Annotated in this window: 18 protein-coding genes; 7 read left to right on the top strand and 11 right to left on the bottom strand. The window is 60.4% G+C overall.

What is annotated here, in order from left to right:
- Positions 1-59: 59 nt before the first annotated feature.
- Both QP995_RS07150 and QP995_RS07145 read right to left on the bottom strand, forming a co-directional pair.
- Positions 60-1,244 (bottom strand): isocitrate/isopropylmalate dehydrogenase family protein, encoded by a 1,185-nt coding sequence (locus QP995_RS07150; protein WP_259803612.1) that lies wholly within the window; start codon positions 1,242-1,244, stop codon positions 60-62.
- 44 nt (positions 1,245-1,288) lie between these two features.
- Entirely contained in the window at positions 1,289-1,843 is a 555-nt protein-coding gene (locus QP995_RS07145) for a neocarzinostatin apoprotein domain-containing protein (RefSeq protein ID WP_016421806.1), read from the bottom strand.
- 203 nt (positions 1,844-2,046) lie between these two features.
- On the opposite strand from QP995_RS07145, the gene QP995_RS07140 reads away from it, so the two are divergent.
- Genes QP995_RS07140 through QP995_RS07125 form a run of 4 tightly spaced genes read left to right on the top strand, consistent with a single transcriptional unit; the run spans position 2,047 to position 5,714 of the window.
- The gene (locus tag QP995_RS07140) at positions 2,047-3,120 is read left to right on the top strand and encodes a heme/hemin ABC transporter substrate-binding protein (RefSeq protein WP_016421807.1); all 1,074 of its coding nucleotides are present in this window, start codon (positions 2,047-2,049) and stop codon (positions 3,118-3,120) included.
- Positions 3,121-3,131: 11 nt separating this feature from the next.
- The gene (locus tag QP995_RS07135) at positions 3,132-4,211 is read left to right on the top strand and encodes a FecCD family ABC transporter permease (RefSeq protein WP_147722180.1); all 1,080 of its coding nucleotides are present in this window, start codon (positions 3,132-3,134) and stop codon (positions 4,209-4,211) included.
- Positions 4,211-5,035 (top strand): heme ABC transporter ATP-binding protein, encoded by an 825-nt coding sequence (locus QP995_RS07130; protein ID WP_049189796.1) that lies wholly within the window; start codon positions 4,211-4,213, stop codon positions 5,033-5,035. The genes QP995_RS07135 and QP995_RS07130 overlap by 1 nt, the downstream gene beginning before the upstream one ends.
- Positions 5,028-5,714 (top strand): biliverdin-producing heme oxygenase, encoded by a 687-nt coding sequence (locus QP995_RS07125; RefSeq protein WP_070604742.1) that lies wholly within the window; start codon positions 5,028-5,030, stop codon positions 5,712-5,714. Before QP995_RS07130 ends, QP995_RS07125 begins: the two co-directional genes overlap by 8 nt.
- A 55-nt stretch (positions 5,715-5,769) precedes the next feature.
- Here QP995_RS07125 and QP995_RS07120 read toward each other — a convergent pair whose 3' ends face one another.
- The 4 genes from QP995_RS07120 to QP995_RS07105 form a co-directional block, all read right to left on the bottom strand.
- Complete coding sequence (locus QP995_RS07120) at positions 5,770-6,243, bottom strand: hypothetical protein (protein ID WP_242458691.1); 474 nt, start codon at positions 6,241-6,243, stop codon at positions 5,770-5,772.
- A 645-nt stretch (positions 6,244-6,888) separates the two neighbouring features.
- Positions 6,889-8,652, bottom strand: a complete 1,764-nt coding sequence (locus QP995_RS07115) for a phospho-sugar mutase (RefSeq protein ID WP_284853061.1) — start codon at positions 8,650-8,652, stop codon at positions 6,889-6,891.
- Between the two features lie 10 nt (positions 8,653-8,662).
- Positions 8,663-9,313 (bottom strand): deoxyribose-phosphate aldolase, encoded by a 651-nt coding sequence (deoC, locus tag QP995_RS07110; RefSeq protein WP_070429109.1) that lies wholly within the window; start codon positions 9,311-9,313, stop codon positions 8,663-8,665.
- Positions 9,314-9,418: 105 nt separating this feature from the next.
- Positions 9,419-10,705, bottom strand: coding sequence for a thymidine phosphorylase (locus QP995_RS07105; protein WP_070862555.1), 1,287 nt, complete (start codon positions 10,703-10,705; stop codon positions 9,419-9,421).
- A 169-nt stretch (positions 10,706-10,874) separates the two neighbouring features.
- On the opposite strand from QP995_RS07105, the gene QP995_RS07100 reads away from it, so the two are divergent.
- Complete coding sequence (locus tag QP995_RS07100; protein ID WP_048732021.1) at positions 10,875-11,294, top strand: cytidine deaminase; 420 nt, start codon at positions 10,875-10,877, stop codon at positions 11,292-11,294.
- 45 nt (positions 11,295-11,339) lie between these two features.
- Positions 11,340-12,557 (top strand): NupC/NupG family nucleoside CNT transporter, encoded by a 1,218-nt coding sequence (locus QP995_RS07095; RefSeq protein WP_048732023.1) that lies wholly within the window; start codon positions 11,340-11,342, stop codon positions 12,555-12,557.
- Positions 12,558-12,592: 35 nt separating this feature from the next.
- On the opposite strand, the gene QP995_RS07090 is transcribed toward QP995_RS07095, so the two are convergent.
- The 3 genes from QP995_RS07090 to QP995_RS07080 form a co-directional block, all read right to left on the bottom strand.
- The gene (locus QP995_RS07090) at positions 12,593-13,786 is read right to left on the bottom strand and encodes a YihY/virulence factor BrkB family protein (protein WP_224783750.1); all 1,194 of its coding nucleotides are present in this window, start codon (positions 13,784-13,786) and stop codon (positions 12,593-12,595) included.
- Positions 13,787-13,929: 143 nt separating this feature from the next.
- Positions 13,930-14,931 carry a sugar-binding transcriptional regulator gene (locus tag QP995_RS07085; protein WP_049172610.1) on the bottom strand — a complete coding sequence of 334 codons (1,002 nt, stop codon included), beginning with the start codon at positions 14,929-14,931 and terminating at the stop codon, positions 13,930-13,932.
- Positions 14,932-15,190: 259 nt separating this feature from the next.
- The gene (locus QP995_RS07080; RefSeq protein WP_070429111.1) at positions 15,191-17,224 is read right to left on the bottom strand and encodes a M13 family metallopeptidase; all 2,034 of its coding nucleotides are present in this window, start codon (positions 17,222-17,224) and stop codon (positions 15,191-15,193) included.
- Between the two features lie 106 nt (positions 17,225-17,330).
- On the opposite strand from QP995_RS07080, the gene QP995_RS07075 reads away from it, so the two are divergent.
- Positions 17,331-18,257, top strand: coding sequence for a glycoside hydrolase family 25 protein (locus QP995_RS07075; protein WP_069359693.1), 927 nt, complete (start codon positions 17,331-17,333; stop codon positions 18,255-18,257).
- A gap of 27 nt (positions 18,258-18,284) precedes the next feature.
- Here QP995_RS07075 and QP995_RS07070 read toward each other — a convergent pair whose 3' ends face one another.
- Complete coding sequence (locus tag QP995_RS07070; RefSeq protein WP_284853060.1) at positions 18,285-19,313, bottom strand: TIGR00730 family Rossman fold protein; 1,029 nt, start codon at positions 19,311-19,313, stop codon at positions 18,285-18,287.
- 40 nt (positions 19,314-19,353) lie between these two features.
- Positions 19,354-22,752 carry an arabinosyltransferase domain-containing protein gene (locus tag QP995_RS07065; RefSeq protein WP_284853059.1) on the bottom strand — a complete coding sequence of 1,133 codons (3,399 nt, stop codon included), beginning with the start codon at positions 22,750-22,752 and terminating at the stop codon, positions 19,354-19,356.
- Between the last annotated feature and the right edge of the window lies 1 nt (position 22,753).

Below are 22,753 nucleotides of genomic sequence, written 5' to 3'. Positions count from 1 at the left end.
GGTCAACGGCTGGGATTGATAGCAACCACTTTAATTGCGCTTCGTAATCGAGTCAATGCCTACAACCCCAGCTCCGCCCTCACTGCAGCCACAAACTCGCTGGTAGTCGCGGTTCCGCCGAGGTCTGGCGTCGGTGCGGTGCGCGTGACGGCGTAGACGGCCTCGCGCAGCTTGGCTGCGGGCGCAAGTTCCGAGGTCGGATGCCCAAGGTGCTCCGCGCACATTGCCGCAGAGAGCAAAAACGCAGCCGGGTTGGCGATGCCGCGCCCGGCAATGTCCGGTGCCGAACCGTGCACCGGCTCGAAAACCGCAAAGTCGTCGCCAACATTCGCCGACGCCGCCAGCCCCAGCCCGCCAATCAGTCCTGCGCCGATGTCACTGAGGATGTCGCCGATGAGGTTCTCCGCGATGATGACATCAAAGCGCGCCGGGTCGGTCACCAGCTGCATTGCCACGGCATCCGCATTGGCAAAATCGAATGCAACCTGCGGATACTCCTCCGCCACCTCTTCAACTGCCCCGCGAATCACACGCGCAGAGTCCCGCAGGATATTCGGCTTGTCCGCCACCGTCACCGTCGGCGTGGCCTCCGAATCGGGGTTTGCCGCCTGGCGCGCGAGAGCCAACTTGGCCGCCTGTCGCGCAAGGCGGTGCCACGCAAAGGACGTCGTCACGCGCAAAGAAATCGCAACGTCGCCACGCTTATCGACGGCGCGAGCCACCGTCGAGTCCTCCGCCACCTCTGCCCACAGGTGGTGGTGCGGGGAGTCGGTCGGGGTGTCGTAAGGCGGGAGGAGATAGTCGTGACTGTAGAGACCCTCGGTGTTTTCGCGGACGATGGTGAAGTCGGCAGCCGCGCCGGGCAGGGTGACCGGGCGGATGTTGGCGAAGAGGTCGAGGCGCTGGCGCAGCTGGAGAACAGGGGAGCGGTAGGTCAGGCCGGTATCGCGCAGATGCGGTGCTAGTTCTTCCTCAGCCTCGCGAGCGGGCTTGGAGGTAATCGCCGCGAGCAGAGCGGCGTCGCTGCGTCCGAGTGTTTCCCAAGTTTCCTGCGGGACGGGATTGCCGTGCGCGCACCACTGGGACCAGCCAATTTGTGCCTCTGTCAGCTCCCAGTGCGGGAAGACATCGGCGATGAGTCCTCGGCAGGCATCGGTGATTTCAGGGCCGATGCCGTCGCCGGGCAGGAGTGTGATGCGGCGCGGTGCCGCTTCTAAAGCAGTCGCAGGCTGGTCGGTTTCCATGGCTCTTAGCCTAGGACTGCGACGCCTGCGCGTGTGCGGTTTGGCTACTTTGCGAAAGTAACCGGGATCTCGGTGATGTCCTCGAAGCCCTCGCTGTGGTCACCGAAGAGCTTCAGCACGCAGTCCTGCTGGGTGCAGTCCACGGCCTCGCCGGTGGGGACGACGCTGAGCTCGAAGTGTGCGGTGTTGTCGTCGGCGATGGTGGTGGTGCCGCCGGACTTCTTGGTAATCCACTGCTGCGACTGGGTGCCGGCACTGCGGTCACCGGTGCAGTCCGGGACGGGGTTGCCTGGAGCCTTCTCGGCGGCGCAGAGTGCGGCGTAGTAGCCGTAGTCGGGGTCGAGACCAGACAGGTCGACGGAGATGACATCGCCCTCGGAGAGGTCGTTGACCGGCTCGGCCTCCATGGTTACTTCGCCGGCGCTGGCGTCGGTGTCGGTTTCTTGATCTGCAGCCGAGCTGGTGGTTTCCGAGGCGTTGGCAGCATCCTGCGCGGCATCGGACGCGTCATCTGCGCCACAGGCGGCGAGAAGTGGAAGTGCGGCGACGGCCGGAATAGCCAGGAAAGCCGCGCGACGCTGGAGTGTACGAGTAGTCATAGGAGGTAACGTCCTTCCGAAAAACTGTAGAAATTACTATCTTTATTTAAGGGTAGGCTAACCTAGAACTAAAAGATAGCCTAAGATTCTTTGGGTGAGTAGAGCAAAGTCCTTTCTAAGCTCTTTGTTACTAGTGTTAGTCGTTATTTAGTCATTCTTTTTGTCGTCTATCTCCGTGCAGCGTCAGCTCACAGAGGGGGAATATGTTCACCGTGCCTGCCTGTCGCGTTCGCAGTCTTGCCGGAACACTGCTGAGTGTTGTCCTAGTCGCAGGACTAGTCGCCTGTGGTTCCGATGATGCCGCGAGGGAGGGGGCATCGTCGTCAAGCGCTGGCGTGACGACGGTTCCGCGCGCCGACAACATTTCCGCTCACGGTGCCGCGCATGCGAACCTGCCTTCGGAAAACCCCGAAGTGCTGCTGAAAGACCCGAAACCGGCGGCGGACAAGGACTACCAGCGTATTCTCACGCTTGACCGGGCGGGAGCACTCAGTCGTGCGGTCTACACGCTTGGCCTCGGAGACCGTCTGGTGGGGCGCGACTCCACCTCCGATTTCCCGGCGGTAAAGGATTTGCCGAACCTCACCATCGGCGGGCATGCAGTCAATGCTGAGTCGGTGATGAAGCTAAAGCCGGAGCTCATCATTACCGATGGCACGATTGGCCCTAGCCGTGTCTTCGACACGTTTGAAAAAGCGGGGATCACCGTCGTCCATGTGTCGGACGAGCGCACTCCCGAGACGATCAACACGCTTATCGACGAAGTCGCGGGCGCAGTCGGCCTGGCTGACCAAGTTGGCCCGGTGAAGGAGCACCTGGACAAGGAGCTGGCGGCTGCGACCGAGTACGCGCAGGCCAAGGCCGATGGCCGCAAGATGATGATTCTCTACGTGCGCGGAACCGGTGTGGCCATGATTGCGGGACCGGATTCTGGTGGGCGTTCTCTGATCACTCGTCTCGGCGGTGTCGATGCCGGTGAGGGCGTGGGTATTGAGGGTGCGTTCACGCCGATTACGCCAGAGTCGCTCATCGCTGCGGCTCCAGACACCATCCTGGTTATGTCTGGTGGCCTGGAGTCCGTCGGCGGGATTGAAGGCTTGAAGGAAATCCCGGGTATCGCACAGACCCCGGCGGGCCAGAATGAGTCCGTTGTGGACGTGCCCGATTCGCAGCTGCTGTCCTTTGACTCGCAGTCGCCGCGTGCGATTCGCGCCATTGCGGATGCTCTCTACGGTGGCGGTGCTGGTGATGGCGCTGACAAGACTGCGGGAAAGTGACTGGCTGAGCAATGCAGACAACCGCGAACAAAACTAGTCCGTTCAGACAGGTGGCCGTTTTCATTGGACTCGCCCTAGCGCTGGTGCTGGCAATAGGTTGGTCGGCCTCCTTGGGGCAGTTCGGCGCTACCATCGGCGAATCACTGAGCTCAATGGTGAGGCTAGTGTTCAATGGCGGTCTCGGTGACGCGCCAGAGCCCATCGACACCGTGCTGTGGCAAGTGCGACTGCCGCGCATCGCGCTGGCCTGCCTCGTTGGCGCGGGGCTCGCCCTCTCAGGTGTGGCGCTGCAAGCGGTGTTCGGCAACCCGCTTGCCGAACCCGGCCTCATCGGCGTTTCCTCCGGCGCCGCGGTCGGCGCTGCCACCGCCACAGTTTTGGGCACCGCCGCCGGGCTTTCCGGAGTGCTCGGCGGAGTGTTGAGTGTCTTCGCCAGCAGCTGGGCCATTGCGGTCTCAGCTTTTATTGGTGGCGCGGTAGCCACGGCTATTGTGGCCGCCAATGCGCACGGTGGCCGCGATATCGCTCGAATCATTCTGGTCGGTGTGGCTGTGAACTCCATCTGTGGTGGTCTGGTTTCGCTCCTGACATTCGTAGCCTCCACGGCTGCCCGCGACCGCATTGTGTTCTGGCAGATGGGCTCGTTTGCCAGTGCCACCTGGACGCAGGTTGTCATTATTACGTTGGTGACAGTTCCGGCCGTGATTGCCATGTGGGTCAGCTACCGCAAGCTGGACATTCTGAGTCTTGGTGAAGCGCAAGCCCGCCACCTGGGTATTAACGTCGTCACGCTGCGTCGCGCCATCATTTTTGGCACGTCCCTGGTCGTGGCGGCTGGAGTGGCATTTTCCGGCATCATCGTCTTCATCGGCCTGGTCGTGCCGCACGCTGCACGACTGCTGCTGGGACCAGCGCATCGCACGCTGATTCCCGCATGCATCCTCGGCGGCGCGCTGGCCACAACGCTGGCCGACCTCGCGGCCCGCACCATGATCACCGGTGCGGACCTGCCGCTGGGAATGCTCACCTCGATTGTCGGTGGCCCACTGTTCTTCTGGCTGCTCCTGCGTTCGAAGAGGGCGGTGCACTAATGGAAATTCACTCTGGCCTGGGTATTTCTGCCGAAAATGTCAGCATCACCCTGGGTGGTCACCGCATCCTCAACGATATTTCCGTGGTCGCCGAGCCCGGAAAAGTCACCGCGCTGGTCGGCCCGAATGGTGCTGGAAAGTCGACACTGCTCGCAGCGCTTTCTGGCGACCATGAGCTCAGCGGCGGCAACGTCCGGATTGGCGAGCACTCCATTGCCGAGCTCTCCATCGCCGACCTGGCCCGCTACCGCGCCGTCCTGGTACAGAGCCAAGAACTGTCCGTGCCATTCACCAGCCGTGAAGTCATCGACTTCGGACGCAACCCCTGGGGCTGCCCGAACGAGGAGCTGCTCGCGGAAGTGATCACTGAATGCGACGTCGCGCACCTCCTTGACCGGGAAGTCCCGACCCTCTCCGGCGGCGAGCGCGCCCGCGTCCACAGCGCCCGCGTGTTCTACCAGGACACTCCCGTCGTGCTTCTCGACGAACCGACCGCGGCCCTGGACCTCCACCACGCCGAAAAAATCATGGGAATGATGCGCGCCCGCGCGGCGGCGGGCAAAGCCGTGGTCGTGGTCCTGCACGATTTGTCCGCCGCAGCGGCGTATGCCGATCACGTTGTGGTGGTGGCGCAGGGGCGCGTCGTAAAGCAAGGCCCGCCTGCGGAAACCCTGGATGCACAGACCGTCAGCGAAGTCTACGGCATCGGTGTGGAAGTGCTTCAGGACTCCGCGGGCAACCCCGTGCTGGTGCCTCAGCGTGCGGGCCACAATCTCTCACCCCAGTCTCCGAACCTCGCAGAGAAAGAAGAAAATCATGGTTGAAAACACGATTAAAAAGGATGACAAGCTGGCTGCTCAGCCCTTGGCAGAGCGACTCAAAGTGGAGACTGCGGGTGTCCACAGTGAAGCGGAAAACTCCGACTTCATGTCGAGACTGCTGGCGGGTGAACTGGACGCGCAGGCGGCCATCGATTTAACTGGTCAGCTCTACTTTGTTTACGAAGCGTTGGAGCAGGCAGTGCGGTCCACTGCGGAGTCGCCGCAGGTCAGCGCGGTCTACGATGCGCAGCTGGAGCGCCTGGAGGCTCTGGAGGCCGACCTTGAGCATTTGGTGGGGCCTGGATGGCGGGAAAAGATCTCGCCTGTGGAGGCGACAAAGAACTACGTGGCCGAGCTTCGTGAAATCGAAAGCAACGGCAACGCCAACGCCGCATTGGCGCACCATTACGTTCGCTACTTGGGTGATCTTTCTGGTGGTCAGGTAATTGCGTCCATGCTGGCCAAGCACTACGGCATCGGTGCGGAGGGAACCCGATTCTATGACTTCTCCGCTATCGGAAAAATTAAGCCCTACCGCGACGGCTACCGACGGAGTCTGTCTGAGCTGGGCATTTCGGATGCCGATAAAGATGCCGTGGTCGACGAGGCGAAGAAGGCATTTCGTCTCAACCGAGCGATCTTCCATGACCTAGCTGGTGGTCTGGACGACGCAGTGGCGTAGGTTGCGGCGGAGGGCGCGGACTGGAGTGTTGCGACTGTGGCTGTGGGGGTGTGCATTAGCCGATGTACACCACTGCGTTACGGCCGCCCGTGCACTTGATGTTGCCGCCAGCAGGACGGCACCACATGTTGTAGGTCAGGCCAGTCGTTGGGCTGTAGGCCGTGATGGTGCCGGATTCCGCACCAGTGGAATTGCGGTAGCGGACGTAGGCGCTGTGTACATTTCGAACGAACGGATCGCTCGTTGAGGACGTGCCCTTCCATGCGCTGGAGAGGTTGCCGCCAGCCAGGCCCGATGAGCGAGACGAGCCCGAATTACCGGATGAGCCACTCGAATCTTGAACAACCACGGTCTCAGTCTGTGTGACCGGTGGGTTGGGCTGGCTCGAAGCATCGGCAGCGGCCTGTGTAGTGGCAGCCGTCTGTGTGTCGGCCGCAGTTACCGAGTCATCTTTACTCAGGGTGACATAAAGTACCGCGCCAACCAGGCCCAGCAGGACCACGACCAGCACTGAAATGAGCGCAATCATTGCGCCGGAAGTACCTGATCTTTGCTGCGGATACGCCGGGGCTGTGTAAGCGAAAGTTGGTGCCGGCTGCGCAGCGAATTGGGGCTGCGGCTGTGGTTGGGGTTGAGGTGCCTGGTTCGGGTACACGGGGCCGAAAGAACCGGTGGAAGGATTCGAATTGTAGTTGGGGTCTGAGCTGGGGAACTCGTTATGCGACATGCTGGACGTACCAATCACGAGGAGGAAGTGTTCCCCCTGTGATGAGCCCAACCCGCGTAGCGAATGGTGTTCCATCCCCTGGGGACACGGTTAACGGCTTTTATTGTATTACTGGGAAAACTGTAAAGCATGTTAGGAGACGCATGTTGTCCGCAAAATGCGGCAAGGACGGGTTTAGCTAGACCCGAAATGAGGTGGTGAGCTTCAAATGAGGTTGTGACCATCGAGAAACTGCCTAAGTTTATGTCAGTTTCGGCACTAATTTCTGCTTGTTTTTGTCATAAACCTAGTCAGTAACTTGTGAGCCGGCCCAAGACTCCGGGCTGCATATGTGAAACTGGGGCGCGCGTGAAACCCCACGGCCATTTTTCGGCCGTTTCGTTCATGCGCACCCCAGTTTGTTGCGAGGTGTAGCTGGTAGCTGCCTATTGGTTAGCTGTTTAGTCGCTACATCCCCAGGATTTCCTTGAGCTCGGCCTTAATCTGGTCGAGCCGCTCGGCCGCGGCCACGTGCGGAATCGCGGCCGAAGCGACCGGCAGCACGACTTCCAGGTAGCACTTCAGCTTCGGTTCCGTGCCGGAAGGCCGGGCAATGACGCGGTCGTTGGCCTCGGTGAGGATGAGAATGCCGTCGGTAGGCGGGATGTGATAGCTCTCGGCCTTGGCGTCGACCATGTCTAGGCCATCATTCATGTCCGTGACCTGCGTGACCTTCGAACCAGCCAGTTGTGCAGGCGGGTTGGCGCGCAGAGTGTCCATGCCCTTGGTGATCAGCGAGCGGTCCTCGACACGGAAGGTCAACGGTGCGGTCTTGTAGAGACCATGGGCACGGGCGACATCATCCAGAAGGTCCTGGATGCCAAGACCCTGGCCCTTCAGTCGCGCCACCGCGTCGGCGACACGCACCGCCGCAGATACGCCGTCCTTGTCTCGCACGACTGCCGGGTCAGTGCAGTAGCCAATGGCCTCCTCGTAGCCGAAGACGAGCCCGTCCACACCAGCAATCCACTTAAAGCCAGTCAGTGTAGCGCGATAATTCAGTCCGTGACCTGCGGCAATCTTGCCCAGCAGGCGTGAGGACACAATCGAGTTAGCCATCGTGGCCGGGAACTCTGCGCCCTCATCATTGCTCACGGTCGCAATCCCACGAGCCTCGGCATCCGCACCGATGACTTCACCTAGAAACGCACCGATGTCATCGCCGGAGAGCTGTCGCCAGCCACCGTCGACGCTGCTATCCGGAATAGCCACCGAGCAACGGTCCGCATCCGGGTCAGCCGCGATGATGACATCCGCGTCTTCGGCACGAGCCAGCTCAAACGCAAGATCCAAAGCACCGGCTTCCTCCGGGTTCGGGAACGATACCGTCGGGAACTCCGGATCTGGCGCGAACTGCTTCTCGACCACGCTGACATTCGAGAAACCTGCCGCGTTCAGCGTGCGCACGATGGTCTCGCCACCGACACCATGCATCGGGGTGAGAACAATCTTCGCTGCCTGCTTCTCTTCGCTTGACGACGTCGTTGCGAGCGCAGCCGCCCGTTTCACATAGGAATCAAGCAGTTCAGAACCCACCTGCTCGACGGCATCGAAGTCACGCGGGACCTCATCAGCTGGTGGTGCAGCGGCAATGGCGTCCGCAATTTGCTTGTCATGGGGCGCGATAATCTGGACGCCTCGGCGGGAATCAGACTCCACCGCGCGGCCACCGAGGTAAACCTTGTAACCGTTGTCCTTCGGCGGATTGTGGCTGGCTGTGACCATAATGCCGGCATCGGCATTGAGGTGGCGTACGGCAAAGGCGGTCACCGGTGTGGGCAGCTGCTGCGGCAGGGCCAGGGCCTTGCCACCGGCTGCGGCGACAACCGCGGCGGCATCGCGGTGAAAATCAGCGGAGCCGTGGCGGGCATCGCAACCAATGACCACGGTGAAGTCATCGCCGACAATGTTCTTCAGATGCGCAACCAGGCCAGCGGTGGCACGGATGACCGTGGCACGGTTCATGCGAGACTGACCAGCGGCAACGACACCGCGAAGACCTGCAGTGCCGAATTCGAGTGGCCCGGCGAAACGGCTTTCCAGCTCGGCAATCGCATCGGGGTTGGCGGCCTTGGCTTCGTCGTAAAGCGAAGAGAGCTCGGCGGCGGTGGCCTCGTCCGGATCGTGGGCGATCCAATCGGTGATGGTGGCTTGTAGCTGTTCGGAGAGCATCGGGGTTCGCCTACTTCAGACCGTCGAGGACAGCGGCGGAGGAAGAAAGGCCCAGGCGAGAGGCGCCAGCGGCGATCATTTCCTCAGCGGCAGCGGCATCGCGGATACCGCCAGAAGCCTTGACGCCCAGGCGGTCGCCCACGGTTTCGCGCATGAGTTTCACGGCGTGAGCGGAAGCGCCGCCAGCTGGGTGGAAACCTGTGGAGGTCTTGACGAAGTCTGCGCCTGCGGACTCGGAGGCCTTGCAAGCTGCGATGATTTCCTCATCGGTCAGGGCGGCCGACTCGATGATGACCTTCAGAACCTTGCCCGGAATGGCATCGCGAACAGTCTTGATTTCGGCCTCAAGGTCGTCGAAGCGGTGCTCCTTGGCGAAGGCGATGTTGATGACCATGTCAATCTCTTCGGCACCATCGACCACGGCGCGGGCGGCCTCGGTGGCTTTGACCTCGGCCTTCACCGCACCGGAGGGGAAGCCTACGACAGTGGCGATGTGCAGGCCCTCAGGCACCTCGACTGGGAGCTCCGAGGGGGAGATGCAGATGGAGTAGGTGCCGAGCTTGCCGGCCTCAGCGATAAGAGCCTTGACCTGGTCAGAGGTGGCTTCTGGCTTGAGCAGGGTGTGGTCAATCATCTTGGCAACATCAGCGCGGGAAGTCATGGGAGAAATCAAGTCCTTTCGGAAATTTGGGAGAGAGCTTAAAAGTAGGGAGATGGCGGGCTCGGGACGGGGAAGTGGCGCCGGCGCGAGCCCGTCAGAAATTTTCTAGGACACGCGATCGAGGATAATCTCGTGCTCGGCTGTCGGCGCGGTGTCGCCGATTTCAATGCCTGGCTCGATGGACTCGAGAGCGCGCTCGAACTTATCCGGAGTTTCAGTGTGCAGCGTGAGCAGCTTCTGGCCCTTGACCACCTTGTCTCCCGGCTTGGCGAAAATCTCAATACCGGCAGTGGCCTGCACCGGATCATCCTTACGAGCACGTCCCGCGCCCAAGCGCCAGGAACCAACGCCGAGAGCCAGTGCATCCAGCTTGGTCAGGTAACCGTCAGCCTGCGCAACCACATCGTGCGTGTGAGGTGCCACCGGCAACGCGGCATCCGGATCGCCGCCCTGAGCGCGGATCATCTTCTTCCACGAATCCATTGCGCGGCCGTCCTTCAGAGCCTGCTCCACGTCAGCATCGTGTACGCCGGCCAGCTCCAGCATGTTTCGGGCCAGCTCACAGGTCAGCTCCACGACGTCCGCGGGGCCACCGCCAGCGAGAACCTCCACCGATTCGCGGACCTCGAGGGCGTTGCCGATGGTCAGGCCCAGCGGAGTGGACATGTCCGTTAACAGTGCGCGGGTATTCACGCCCGCATCGTTGCCCAGGTCAACCATGGTGCGGGCCAGCTCGCGGGCCTGATTCAGATCCTTCATGAAGGCGCCCGAGCCGACCTTGACATCCAGCACCAAGCTGGAGGTGCCCTCCGCAATCTTCTTGGACATGATTGACGAGGCAATCAGCGGAATGCAGTCCACCGTCGAGGTGATGTCACGCAGCGCGTAAATCTTCTTATCCGCAGGTGCCAGGCCCGCACCGGCTGCTGCGACGACCGCGCCGGAATCCTCCAGGATTTGCATCAGGCGGTCATTCGGAACATCAGCCTGCCAGCCTGGAATGGATTCCAGCTTGTCCAGGGTGCCGCCGGTGTGGCCGAGGCCGCGGCCGGACAGCTGCGGGACGGCCACGCCGTAGGAGGACACCAGTGGGCCCAGCGGCAGCGTGATCTTGTCACCGACACCACCGGTGGAGTGTTTGTCCGTGGTGGGCTTGCTCAGCGATGCGAAGCTCATGGTCTCGCCCGAGTCAATCATCGCCTGAGTCCAATCCACAATCTCGCGACGGTTCATGCCGCGGATGAAGATGGCCATGTTCAGCGCCGCCATCTGTTCATCGCCCACGACACCGCGAGTGTAGGCATCAATGACCCAGGAAATCTCTTCCGGACTGAGCTCACCGCCATCACGCTTTACCTTGATGACGTCAACTACATCGAACTTTTCAGCCATTGTTCGCTCCTTTTATAGGCGATTGTGCTTAGCGATATTGGTCTTGTGAACTCTGCTGATTCCGATTATCATCAGCACTAGAACAAATGTCAATAGGCAACTTTCCATTTGTACCCACATAAGTATGTTTGCATAAACACCTCGAACAGGCTCGGGGAGGGAGAGCACAATGTCCTACATTTCAGACGAAGAACTACTGGCTAAGGCCTACGCAGCCACGGAAAACTCGTACGTCCCCTATTCAGGTTTTCCGGTCGGTGCCGCACTTCTGCTTGACGACGGCACGGTGGTCACAGGCTGCAACGTGGAAAATGCGTCCTATGGGTTGACCAACTGCGCAGAGCGTACAGCCGTGTTCCGCATGGTCGCGGAGCACGGCGGCAACCATAAGATTGCGGCCTGTGCCATTGTCGGGCGAAAGGCGGCACCGTGCCACCCCTGTGGTGCCTGTCGGCAGGTCCTGCACGAATTTGGGTGCAAGCGTGTCATTGTGGAATCCGAGCGCCCGGAAAATGGTGGTTTAGGCGCTCCGGCCAGCATCGACTTCGAAAAAATTCTCCCTTACGCCTTTGGTCCCGAGGACCTGTAGGCATCATCACCACAGCCTCTTTTATCAAGAAAGAAGACCTTAGTCATGGATAGACTGCAAGGCTTACTGGGCATCATCCTCGTCATCGGATTTGCCATTGCTATCTCAAAGAACAGGAAAGCCATTAACTGGCGCACGCTCGGCGTTGGCCTGCTGCTGCAAGCGGTGTTCGCGCTGGTAGTGCTGAAGTGGGAACCCGGCTTCCAGGCGTTGAAGAGCGTCGCCGGTGCCATTGAGAAGATGATCGACTTTACAAATGAGGGCACCTCATTTGTCTTCGGTAATCTTTTCGACGGCACGGGGAAAAACTTCGTCTTCGTGCTCAACGTGCTGCCAGTGATCATCTTCCTGGGCGCAGTCCTCGGTGCCCTCTACTACCTGCGGGTAGTGCAGTACTTCGTTGAGTATGTCGGGTCCGCACTGAAGTTCATTATGGGAACCTCGAAGGTAGAGTCCGTCTTCGCTTCCACGGTGATTTTCCTCGGGCAGTCGGAGGCTCCGCTCGTCGTTAAGCCGTATATTCCGAAACTGACCAAGTCGGAGCTGTTCGCATGTATGTCGGGCGGTTTTGCTTCGGTGGCCGGATCGACGTTGATTGGTTACTCCCTGCTCGGTGCGCCATTGGAGTACCTGCTGGCGGCATCGGTAATGAACGCGCCGGGCTCGCTGCTGATTGCGAAGACTTTCTGGCCGGAGACGGAGGAATCCGATCTGGATGCGTCGGTGAAGGATGTCCGCGACACTGAGTCGAAGAACGTCATTGACGCGCTAGGATCGGGTGCGTTGGCCGGCGGTCGTATCGCTGTGGTTGTGGCATGTCTGTTGATTGCGTTCATCGCTGTGATTGCGATGCTGTCGGCCATGATTGGCGGCATCGGCGGCTGGTTCGGTCAGGAAAACTGGTCACTGGAGGGGCTGTTCGGCCTAATCTTCGCGCCGATTGCCTGGTTGATTGGTGTGCCGTGGGAGAACGCAGGGCTGGTCGGTAGCTTCATTGGTGAGAAGACGATTCTGAACGAGTTCGTCGGCTACACCTCGTTCTCGGAGCACGTCGACTCGCTGGATCCGAAGTCCATCATGTTGGCGACCTTCGCCCTGGCTGGCTTCGCCAACCTGTCTTCCATTGCAATTCAGATCGGTTCCTTCGGTGCGCTATCGCCGGAGCGTCGCGGTGAGATTGCCAAGAACGGTCCGCTGGCGCTGATTGCGGGTCTGTGCACCAACCTGCTCAACGCTGCAATTGTGGGTGTGATTGCGCTATAGCTAGGTGCTTGCTGTGTGGTTAGTTACTGGCCCTGCTAGTCGATCTTCTGGAACGGATCGGTAGCAGGGTCAGTCTCAGCAGCGGGCTGCGAGGAAAAATCTTCAGTTGCTTCTGCTGGCATTTTATCCAGGCGGTCGGGTTCCTCAGTTCGGAATTCGGCCGCCTGCTTTTCTAGATTCTGATGGATTTTCTGCTCGCCCTCGGCGGCCGCGGTAGCTCGGGGTGGAAGCTGGATGTATCGCTCTGCGGGCAGGCCGGCGCGCAGTTGGCGCATCCTCTCAACCTCGGCATCCAGCTTGAAGCCGAAGACCACGACGACATTAATGCCCCAAAGTGCAGTCATGAGAGCAATGACGGCACCCATGGCGCCGTAGGGGTTTGAAGCCGCAAAGTTGAACAGGTAAAGCTGCAATGCCTTGCCAATACCCAGCGAGCTGATAATTGCCAGTGCCGAACCGGTACTGAGCCAGCGGAATTTGCGCATGCGCACATTCGGTGTGAAGTAGTACAGCGAGCCAATCAGAATCATCGACATGACGATAATGACCGGCCAGCGCAGCCAACTCCAGACGGAGATGCAGAAGTCAATGACCTGTCGCGTGGTCGATTCAATACCCAACGGGCGGGCAACCGGTTCGACGATGGTGATAACTAGCTGGTCATTGACAACAATCGCAATGAGCAGTACCACCGTGCCAATGAGCAGCAATAGCGTAATGGCGACCATGAGCAGGTGGTAGCGAATAAGCGTGCGGCCTTCGGATACGCCATAGATGGAGTTACCCGTGCGCGAAAATGCGCGCGTGTAGGCCGACGACGAAATCAGCGCAAAGACAATACCGATAGTCAGTGCGACGAGACCGCCCGTGGCGGAGCCGATAATCGTTGAGATGACATTGCGAATCGGTTCGGCATACTCAGCTGGAATGTAGCTGCGGATGAAATCCTCGGTCAGTCGGTTGAGGTCATCGGTGTAACCGGCCAACATCAGCGTGGCAATTGAGTAAATCGCAAGCAGTGCGGGTGCGAAGGTTAGCACCGTGTAGTAAGTCAACTTCGCGGCGGCGTCGAAACCGAGCTCCAAGAAAAACTCGATACCCGCACGCTTGAGAGCGTAGAGCGCTCCTTTCCACCCCACGGGTGGCAACTTCTTCGCGGACTGAGCAAAAGATGCGTCCGCCGACTCGTAGGCCTGGAGTGTGTGCTTGATCTGCTGTGCTGGTGACACCTAAAGAATCGTCCTCTCCGACCGGACAGCGGCTGCAACATATATGCGGACATCTGCGCTCGCTTAAGTCTATCGGTCGAAGAGGGCAGAGACGCTTCTCGGGCCCGGGTGTCAGTTCTTTGTACTGATGCGTCCCGAGACAGCTAATCCGTGGCAGAGGGAGGGGTGGAGCTAGTGGGTGAGTCTGGCGAGCCCGGTGAGTCCGATGAGTCGAGCGAAAGTAGGCGCTCGGCGGTGGCATCGTCAATGACCAAGTGAGTGGCCAACTTTGTTCGAAGGGCCACATCGATAGCCTCGGCCTTGTGTGCGCCACCGGCCACAAGTACCCGAGTGGGGATCCGGCGCAGGTCAGAGAGGCTGATACCTACCGTGCGGGCATCGACCTCTGGCAGCGCAATGCCACCGTCCGGGCGGTAGAAGCGTGAGCAGGCATCGCCCACTGCGCGCTCCACGAGTAAGTCCTTTTCGGTTGCCGACAGCTGCCCCAAGTTCAAGGCCAGTGAATCATGGTCGACTGCGCCGACAGTGAAAACGGCAATGTCCACCGTCCGGCCAAGCGCCAATACGCTGGCGATGAACCGATCCTGTTCCACGATGCGCTTGGTCTCGACCGAATCGAAAATCACCGGCAGCGGCAATGTGCGGGCATAGGCATGGAAAGCGTGGCAGAACCCGCCAATAGTGCGGATGTCATTCGTCGACTTATCGGAATGACTCATTCCGCCCTTGAGCTGCACAATTTCCACGCCCGAGACATCCTTGGACTTCAGTTGCGTGGATACGGAGTACATGGTCTTACCCCACGAAACACCGAGAAGGGTACCGTCGACCACCAGCTCGTCGAGAAGCTCGGCGCCCACACGCCCCAACTCGCGGAGCAAGACCGCGTTGCCAGCGCGTGCCGGTTGCGCCAGGCGCACATCGTTGAGCTGGTAGCGATCCCGCATCTGCGTCGCGGTCTCTGAGGCTTCCTCGCGCGGGTCGTGGATTTCAATGCGCACGTAACCGCGCTCACGGCCAAGGTTGAGCAGTTTAGAGACCGTTGGGCGGGAAACCCCGAGTTCGGTTGCAACCTGAGACTGTGTGAGCCCCTCGCCGTAATAGAGCTTGACGGCGGTGAGTGCTTGGATGTCGCGGGTGTCCACAGCGGCCTCCTCCAGCAAGAGCACTTAGTAAGCGCACTTGTAACAGGAACCTCGCTTGATTGGGACCCTGCCCGACTTGGTCATCGGGAAAGCGTGCGCCTCACCTGTGATTTTAGTTCCACGTTTGCAAAAACAAAAAGTCAGCTTTTGCATTTGTAGTAAACGGTGAGGCGTTTGCTGTCCCCGGAGGCTGCGGAAGGCATCGGAGAGCCCGGAAAGCATCGGAGGATAAGGCAGCGCAGGTTGGGTTCCCGCAGAATTACCAGATATTCACGCGCTCATTCGGCTCACGCCACATGCCGTCCCCCGCTGAAGTGCCGAAGGCCTCATGGAACTCATCGATGTTGCTGGCAATGACGTTGCAGCGGAACTCCGCCGGCGAGTGCGGGTCAATGGCAAGCAGCTGACGTGCAAACTCCGGACGAATCTTGGAACGCCAGACCAGTGCCCACTGCTTGAACAGGTCGCGGTAGGTCTCGGGGGTGTCCTCCAACCCGAGTTCCTTTCCGCGGGCAGCGAGGAAACGGCGGAAAGCGACGACAGCAATACCAAGCCCGCCCAAGTCACCGATGTTCTCTCCCAGGGTGAAGCGACCGTTGACACCGGGCAGGTCAGCGCCCTCCTCGGCCTGCTCGCGCAGAGCCTGCGGAACCAGGCCCTCGTACTGGTCCACCAGTGCGGAGGTCAGCTTCTCAAAAGCTGCGCGATCCTCATCGGTCCACCACTGGTGAAGGTTGCCGTGACCGTCATACTGCGAGCCCTGGTCATCAAAACCATGACCAATCTCGTGACCAATAACCGCACCGATGCCACCGAAGTTCTCCGCCGGGGAAGCGTCCGGTGAGAAGAACGGCGACTGCAAAATCGCAGCCGGGAACGTGATGTCATTGACCACCGGATTGTAGAAGGCATTGACCGTCTGCGGAGTGCCATGCCACTCATCACGATTGGCCGGGGTTCCCAGCTTTGCCACCTCATAATCATGCGCAAAAGCGCTGGCAGCGCGAGCATTGTCCATCAGTGAATCCCCGAGCTCCATCGCCGAGTAATCACGCCAACGCTCCGGGTAGCCAATCTTGGCCTTAAACAGCGACAGCTTCTCCAGCGCCCGCTCCTGTGTCGCCTTCGTCATCCACGGCAGCTTCGAAATTCGCTCCCGGTACGCCGCCAGCAGGTAGTCCACCAGTTCCAGGACCTGCTCCTTGTACTCCGGAGGGAAGTGCTTTTCCGCATACAGCTTGCCGACGTCATGTCCAACCGCCCCGTCCGCAAAGGCAACACCACGCTTCCAGCGTGCACGCTGCTCGGTCGAACCCTGCAGGGTGCGGCCGTAGAAGTTAAAGCTCTCCGCAGAGAAGTCATCCGACAGGTAGGCGGCGCGCTGGTGGAGGACGCGCCACAGTGCCCACAGGCGCAGATCTGCCAGGTCAGTGTCCTGCCACAACTTGCTCAAGTGCTCGAAGTACGACGGCATCATCACCACGATGGTGTCGATGGCAGTCTGGTTCGTCTCATTGACACCGGTGGCCGCGAGCCACTCCGCGACCGGGAAGCCGGTGGGGAGGTCAGAAATGGCCGTCTTGTTATAGGTCTTCAGTGCATCGCGGGTATCGACCACATTCCAGTGACCAGCGGCAATACGCTTTTCAAAAGCCACGATGCGCGCCGCCGCAGCGGCCGGGTCCACCAACTCGAATGCAGCAAGCGCGGTGGAGAGGTTCCCCGCGCCGTCGTCATGCGAGGAGAGAAGCTTCAACATAGCGGCAACATGCTGCTCATAGGCAGCGAGGGTGTCGGCGTGACCAGGCTCGCGGTAGTAAGCCTCATCCGGGAGGCCGAGGCCCGACTGCAACAGATAGAGAGCATCCAGGTCCGAGCCGGAATCCTTCTCTACCCAGTACCCGAGCGCACCACCGACACCGAGGCGGTCGAGGCGGCCGAGCGCCAACGCCAGCTCATGCGCGTTCTCGGCGGAGGCAATCATTTCTAGATCCTGCGCGAGAGGAGCTGCGCCGGCGTTATTAATAGCGGCTTCGTCCATAAAAGAGTTGTACAAGCGAGCGACGCGGGAATTCGGATCCGCATCGGCGGCAGTGGTGATGAGCTCGCGGACGTTTTCCTCCGCCTCATCCCGCAGCTTGTAAAAGGCGCCATCGATGGGGCGGTCAGCCGGGATGACGTGATTGCTAATCCACCCACCGTTGGTGGCCAAGTAGAGGTCGTCCTGCGGGCGAGGAGTTGTTGAGAATTGGGACGTTGCGGACTGGGTCTCAGTATTAGTGCTATTTGTCATGCCGCCAGTCTAGGGGCAAGGGCGGATTGAAGCTGTGACTGGAGGGGTGGAATAAGTTTAGGCTTACGAATGGGGCTGAAGTGGTTTAGGGGGTAAGGTGCAAACCATGAAATTTCTTCCACTTTCCGCGAACGCGGTGTTGAAGCGACGCCCGGGACGCGCCACTTTGGCAAGTATCGTGGCCGTTGCGCCGCTGACCTTGGGTGTTATTGCACCGGCAGACGCACAAACACAGGACGCATCTGCACACTCCAACCAGTCCGCTGCTGATTCCAAGGGGTCGCTCGACTTTTTGACTGTTCAGGAGTCGCAGGGCTCTGATGCCAACGGGTCGTCAACTGGTTCGGCTACCAGCGCATCGTCAAACTCGGCTCGCACCGGCTTCAACATGGGGCCGACCGGCGTGGACGTTTCCAAGTGGCAGCGCCCAGGTGGCGTCGCGCTGAAATGGGACGAGGTCGCAGCCAGCGGCCAGAAGTTCGCTTTCATCAAGGCCACCGACGGTGTCGAAGGTGACCAGAAGTACTTCCTCGAGGACTCCATTGCTGCAGCGAAGGCCGGTCTGTATGTGGGCAGCTACCACAAGGCACATCCGGATCGCTCCGCAATTGCGCAGGCTGACCAGTACGTAGAAGCACTGCAGCAGCGCGATGAGCAAATCTCCACAGACAAGACACTGCCGCCGGTGCTGGACATCGAGCTGGATAATGGCCTCAACCCGACCCAGCTGCAGAAGTGGACCAAGGACTTCCTCGAGCGCGTAGAGGAAAAGACCGGCGAAACCCCGATGATTTACACCTACCGTTGGTTCTGGCAGAACCCGATGGGTAACTCGACCGACTTCACCGACTACCCGCTGTGGCTCGCCGCCTACGAAGACAGCGCTCCGACCTCGCTGCCGGGCGGTTGGGAGAGCATGGCCTTCTGGCAGCGTTCCTCCACCGGCCGCGTCGATGGCATCCCGACCATCGTGGATGAGGATGTCTTCAACGGCACCGAAGCTGAGCTGCAGCAGCTGGCTGCTGCTCACTAGCAGTGTGTTGTGGGGCCTGGGGGCAGGCTAAAACTTCGTCCGCCCCGCACGCCACGCAATCAACGCAGGCAGGAGCTTGTCGACGTCGTCGACGACGATAAGCGCATCGAGAAGCTCCGGTCGCACAAACCCCGCATCCACAACTTTGCGCAGGAGCGCCAACAGGGGCTCCCAGAAGCCCGAAGGTCCCAGCAACGCCACTGGCTTGGCATGAATCCCCAGGTGCTGCTGGGTCCACACCTCGAAGAACTCTTCCAGTGTGCCCGCACCGCCGGGGAGTGCAACAAAAGCATCGCCGAGCTCATACATGCGCGACTTTCGATCGGCCATAGTCGCAACAGTTTCCAGGTGAGTCAGCCGCGGATGGGCAATTTCCTTCTTGACCAAGACCTCGGGGATGACACCTGTGACACTGCCGCCGTCGTCAAGCGCTGCGTTAGCAACCGTGCCCATAAGACCAATCGCCGCGCCACCGTAGACGAGCTCCACCCGATTTTCCGCGAGTGTCTGGCCGAGACGTTCGGCGGTGACGCGCCAGGCGGGATCGTTGCCGAAGCCGGAGCCGCAGAAAACAGTTAGTGACGACAGTGCGCGCTGTGTCTGTTCACGGCCAGCGGCAAGCTGCGGCAGCTCTTCGCGGAGTTTCGGCAGAGTGGTCTCGGCCAGCATAGGGGCGATTTTCCCGGTCGGCAGCCAGGGGTCGAGCCAGCGGACCTCTTCAATTTCGGCGTGGGGCTGAACGTTCGCCAGCTCATCGGTGAACTCGCCGACATAGCGCACATGGTGGCCGACGACCTCGAAGCCCGCCTCGTTGGCGGCGGCCGCACGGGCGATATTCCACGGACGCAACAGCGATAGGTCGATGTCCACGCCGAGCTCCTCGGAGACTTCGCGCGCGGCGGTGACCTCCGGGTGATCGACGGACTCACCCGGCTCGAACTTGCCGCCGGGCAGCATGAACGTATCCGTGCCCCGCTTACGAACGCACAAAACCCGCCCCACCGGGTCAGTCACAACCATTGCGGCGACAACGATGGAACGGGTTTGTGCAGTCACTCGGTCTCCTTAGGTGAAGGAGGCACCGAGGCTCTTTCGCCTAGGGATCCTTCACAATCATCTTCCCGGGCGAGTATAGACCCGAGCGAGTGATATCTTCATACTCAATTTCGGCGACATCCGGCTTGACCTTGTCCTTATTCGGACGCGGCGAGAGCTTCTCGACGGAACCCCAGTCGCGGCGCCAGTCGTTCTTGAGGTAAGTCGGTACGGACGTAGCCTCATTCACAGCGTCGGAGAATCCGAGCGGACCACCGCCATCGACCGACTGCCAGACATCTGCACCGACGACCTTCAGGCCACGGTCCGGAGTGATGCGGTATTCCGGAAGCTCTGCGACACCTGCGTAGTGGTCGAACGGACGCTGGCACGGGAACTGGAAGGCAACCGGCCAGTCCGGGATAGTCGCAGTTTCCGGCGAAATGACATCAGTCATCGACTGCAGCTCGGCCAGGCGCGGCGGGGTCAGTGCCAGCCACTGATCCTCGGAGACGTCATTGTCCTCCGCGACCAGTCGCACAGCGGTCGCTCCCTCTGGGATCTCCTCGGTCAGGAAGCGCAGGTTACGCCAGGTCGGAGCAGGGCCGATATCAATCGGCTCCGACTCGGAGAGGACCTCGAAGCCATCCTCGTCGCCGCCCTTGCGACCGTACTCTGCCACCAGCTTGCGACCCTGCTGAGCCACACCGTTGATGTCGTGGTGGAAGATACGGCCGGCCGCCGATACGACGAGTAGCGGGTGGTCCTCGTCAATCTCAGGCAGCTGGAACCAGGAAGTTTCCAGGCTTGCAGGACGCTGAATGTCCTCGGAGTAGGAGCCAAGCACCGGCACCTTATCCGGATCCAAGCCAAATGGCAGCTCGACCTGCGAGCCGTTGATACCCTTGTCGGCGCGCTTGCCGCCGTCGGTGCCCGACGCGGAACCGCCCTCAACTGTGGCTTCCGGATCAGTAGATTGATCATCAGTGTCGGCAGTACTTGCCTGGCTCTGGCTGGTGTCCACAGCTTCGGCCTTCATATTAGACGGGACGCCGTTCGGGTCGAAGCCACGGTTCTTGCCGCCACCGCGCAGCGATTCCGCTAGCGGCTTGCCATCGACGGTATTCAGGAAGCCATCGTTCGGATCGGTTTCCATCAGCACATCGCTCGCCATATTACATGTCTGACCAGCCAAGGAGCGGATATTACCAGCGGCGACCGAGTATGCCGGGTACTGCGATACTGCGCCCTTGCCCAGCGAAGCCACCATGAACATCGTCACCAGCAGCGTCGTCACCGCAATCGGGGACGATGCAACTGCATTGATGCGGCGCGCGCGTGCCGACTTTTCCTGCGACTTCGGCTTGGTGCGGAACTCCTGGACGAAGTTCATTACGGCACCAGCCAGCAGCAGTAGCAAGGCCAGAGCCAATACTGCTGAACCCAGCTGGTGACCGCGCAACTGAATGGTCTTGTCGAACCACGGCACACCGTAGGACGACACATACCACCAGCCGTTAATGCCCATCAGTGAGAAAGCGAGGATGAAGGTGATACCACCGGCAAAGAACAGCTGGTTGCGCGGGTTACCTGCTACCCAATGGCTAATGGCCATGGCGGCAAGTGCTGCCAGGGAAGCCGCGATGCCCGCGTATACGCCGAAGTGGTGCGTCCACTTTGTCGGCGTGAAGGTCAGGAAGAACATGGTGCCGATGAACATGAACACCAGGCGTGCCGACGGGCCGGCCAGAGCCCCCGGAACGGTGCGGTGACGAAGCAGCGCGGCAATCGTGATGGTCAAGCACGCCAGTGCAATCAGAACCGGGAAACGACGTGGGAAGGCGCCGTCGACCGACTGCAGCACCAGCCAGTAGTAGCGGACGTACTCGTTGTACCAAGGCTCCGACGGGCCGATGATGCTGCGGACGCGAATGGACTCGCGGACCGTGGCCAAAGTCTGGTCGCCGAAGACACCGACCAAGATTGCGGTGCCCGCAGCCAGGAACGGCGCAATCTGCATCAGTGGGGCCTGCCAACCACCACCGAGAGCCTTATGGCGCTCAACGACAATGCGCACCAGCATCGGGATGCCTGCGAGCAGGGCAGCAACTGCCATTAGGCCCGTTGGGCCCGAGCCCAGTGCCAGCGTGGCGATAACCACTGCGACTGCAGCTGGCAGCAGGCGTCGAGTCAGAATTGCGCGCTCAATGAATACCCAGGTCAGCAGGGATCCCAGAGCAATGACCGGCTCCGGGCGCAGTCCGTTGTTGTACGGCAGCCAGAAGGCCAACAGCACACCAGCAGCAGACCAGTAGGCCACCCGGCGCTGGGCAATCTTCTCGCCGAGGCGTGGGATAACCATTCGGGAAATAATGAACCACACCAGCAGTGCGGACAGCAGCGCCGGTAGTCGCATCCACAGTGACGAGGTGGACACCTTCACCATCAGCGACAGCAGGTCGTAGTAGGGGCTGCCGAACGGTGACTCAGGAGCGCCGAACCAACGGTAGTAGTTCGCCATGTAGCCCGACTCGTCGGAGACGCGCGCCATGGTGAAGATGTAACCGTCATCGGAAGTGTTGCCACCGATGAAGTGCCAAACGACCAAAATCGTGCCAACCAGGATGTCCAGCGGAGTCGGCTTCAACGCACCGCGCTTGAACAGCGGAGTGAAGGAGGAACCGTCGATACGGTCAATGCGAGCTAACGCGACCAGAGAAGCCAGCGTCAGAAGCAGACCCAAGTACATGACGATGTACTTCACCACTGTCGGGTGTGAGGTGTAGCGGGAGTCGATGTTCATGTGGACATCGAGTCCATCGGCTACGGCCTTGGCCACGTCGCCGTCAGCGGGCAGGTCAGTGTAGATACCGGTGACCTGCGGGCGGTAATCGCCCTGTGCGGTGGCGGTGAGCTTCTCACCATCTGAGTTCTTGGCGCCGTCGATGTTGACGGTGGTCTCATGCTCGTTTGAGCGGATCTCCAGGATCTTGCCCTTGTTGCTGGCAAGCTCCTTCTTATCCAGGCTCATCACCACGCTGTCGCGCAGAATGACGTCGAGGCCGTCCTTGCCCGAACGCACCATCAAGCCCCGTTTGGTCGGCTTATCCGCGGTTGGCGGGATAGTCGACAATAGGGTTGTCCGCTTGTCGGAAAGTTCATCCGTCAGCGACAGAGGCAAATCGACGCTCAGGTCCAACGGTGCCTGCGCCATGAGTGGCGCATCCACTGAGTTCAGTGTGTCGCGCTGAGGCCAAGACACGGAGGACTGAGTATTCACGACCGGGAGGAACGGTGTGATGACAAAGCAAATGAAACCGACGATTCCAGCGATAATCGCTGTCCAACGAGTCAGTGTCGTAGGAGAGGGGCCGTCCATAGGCGGTCTCTCCACGCGGTCGATGGTCACTTCGGGTGAACCGTCGACACTTTCTTTGATTTCTTTAGTTTCGGCAGTCACA

The sequence above is a fragment of the Corynebacterium sp. MSK032 genome (assembly GCF_030232065.1).
Taxonomy (GTDB): domain Bacteria; phylum Actinomycetota; class Actinomycetes; order Mycobacteriales; family Mycobacteriaceae; genus Corynebacterium; species Corynebacterium jeikeium_D.
The sequence above is the reverse complement of the archived record's forward strand: the minus strand, read 5'-3'. Positions and strand labels throughout refer to the sequence as shown.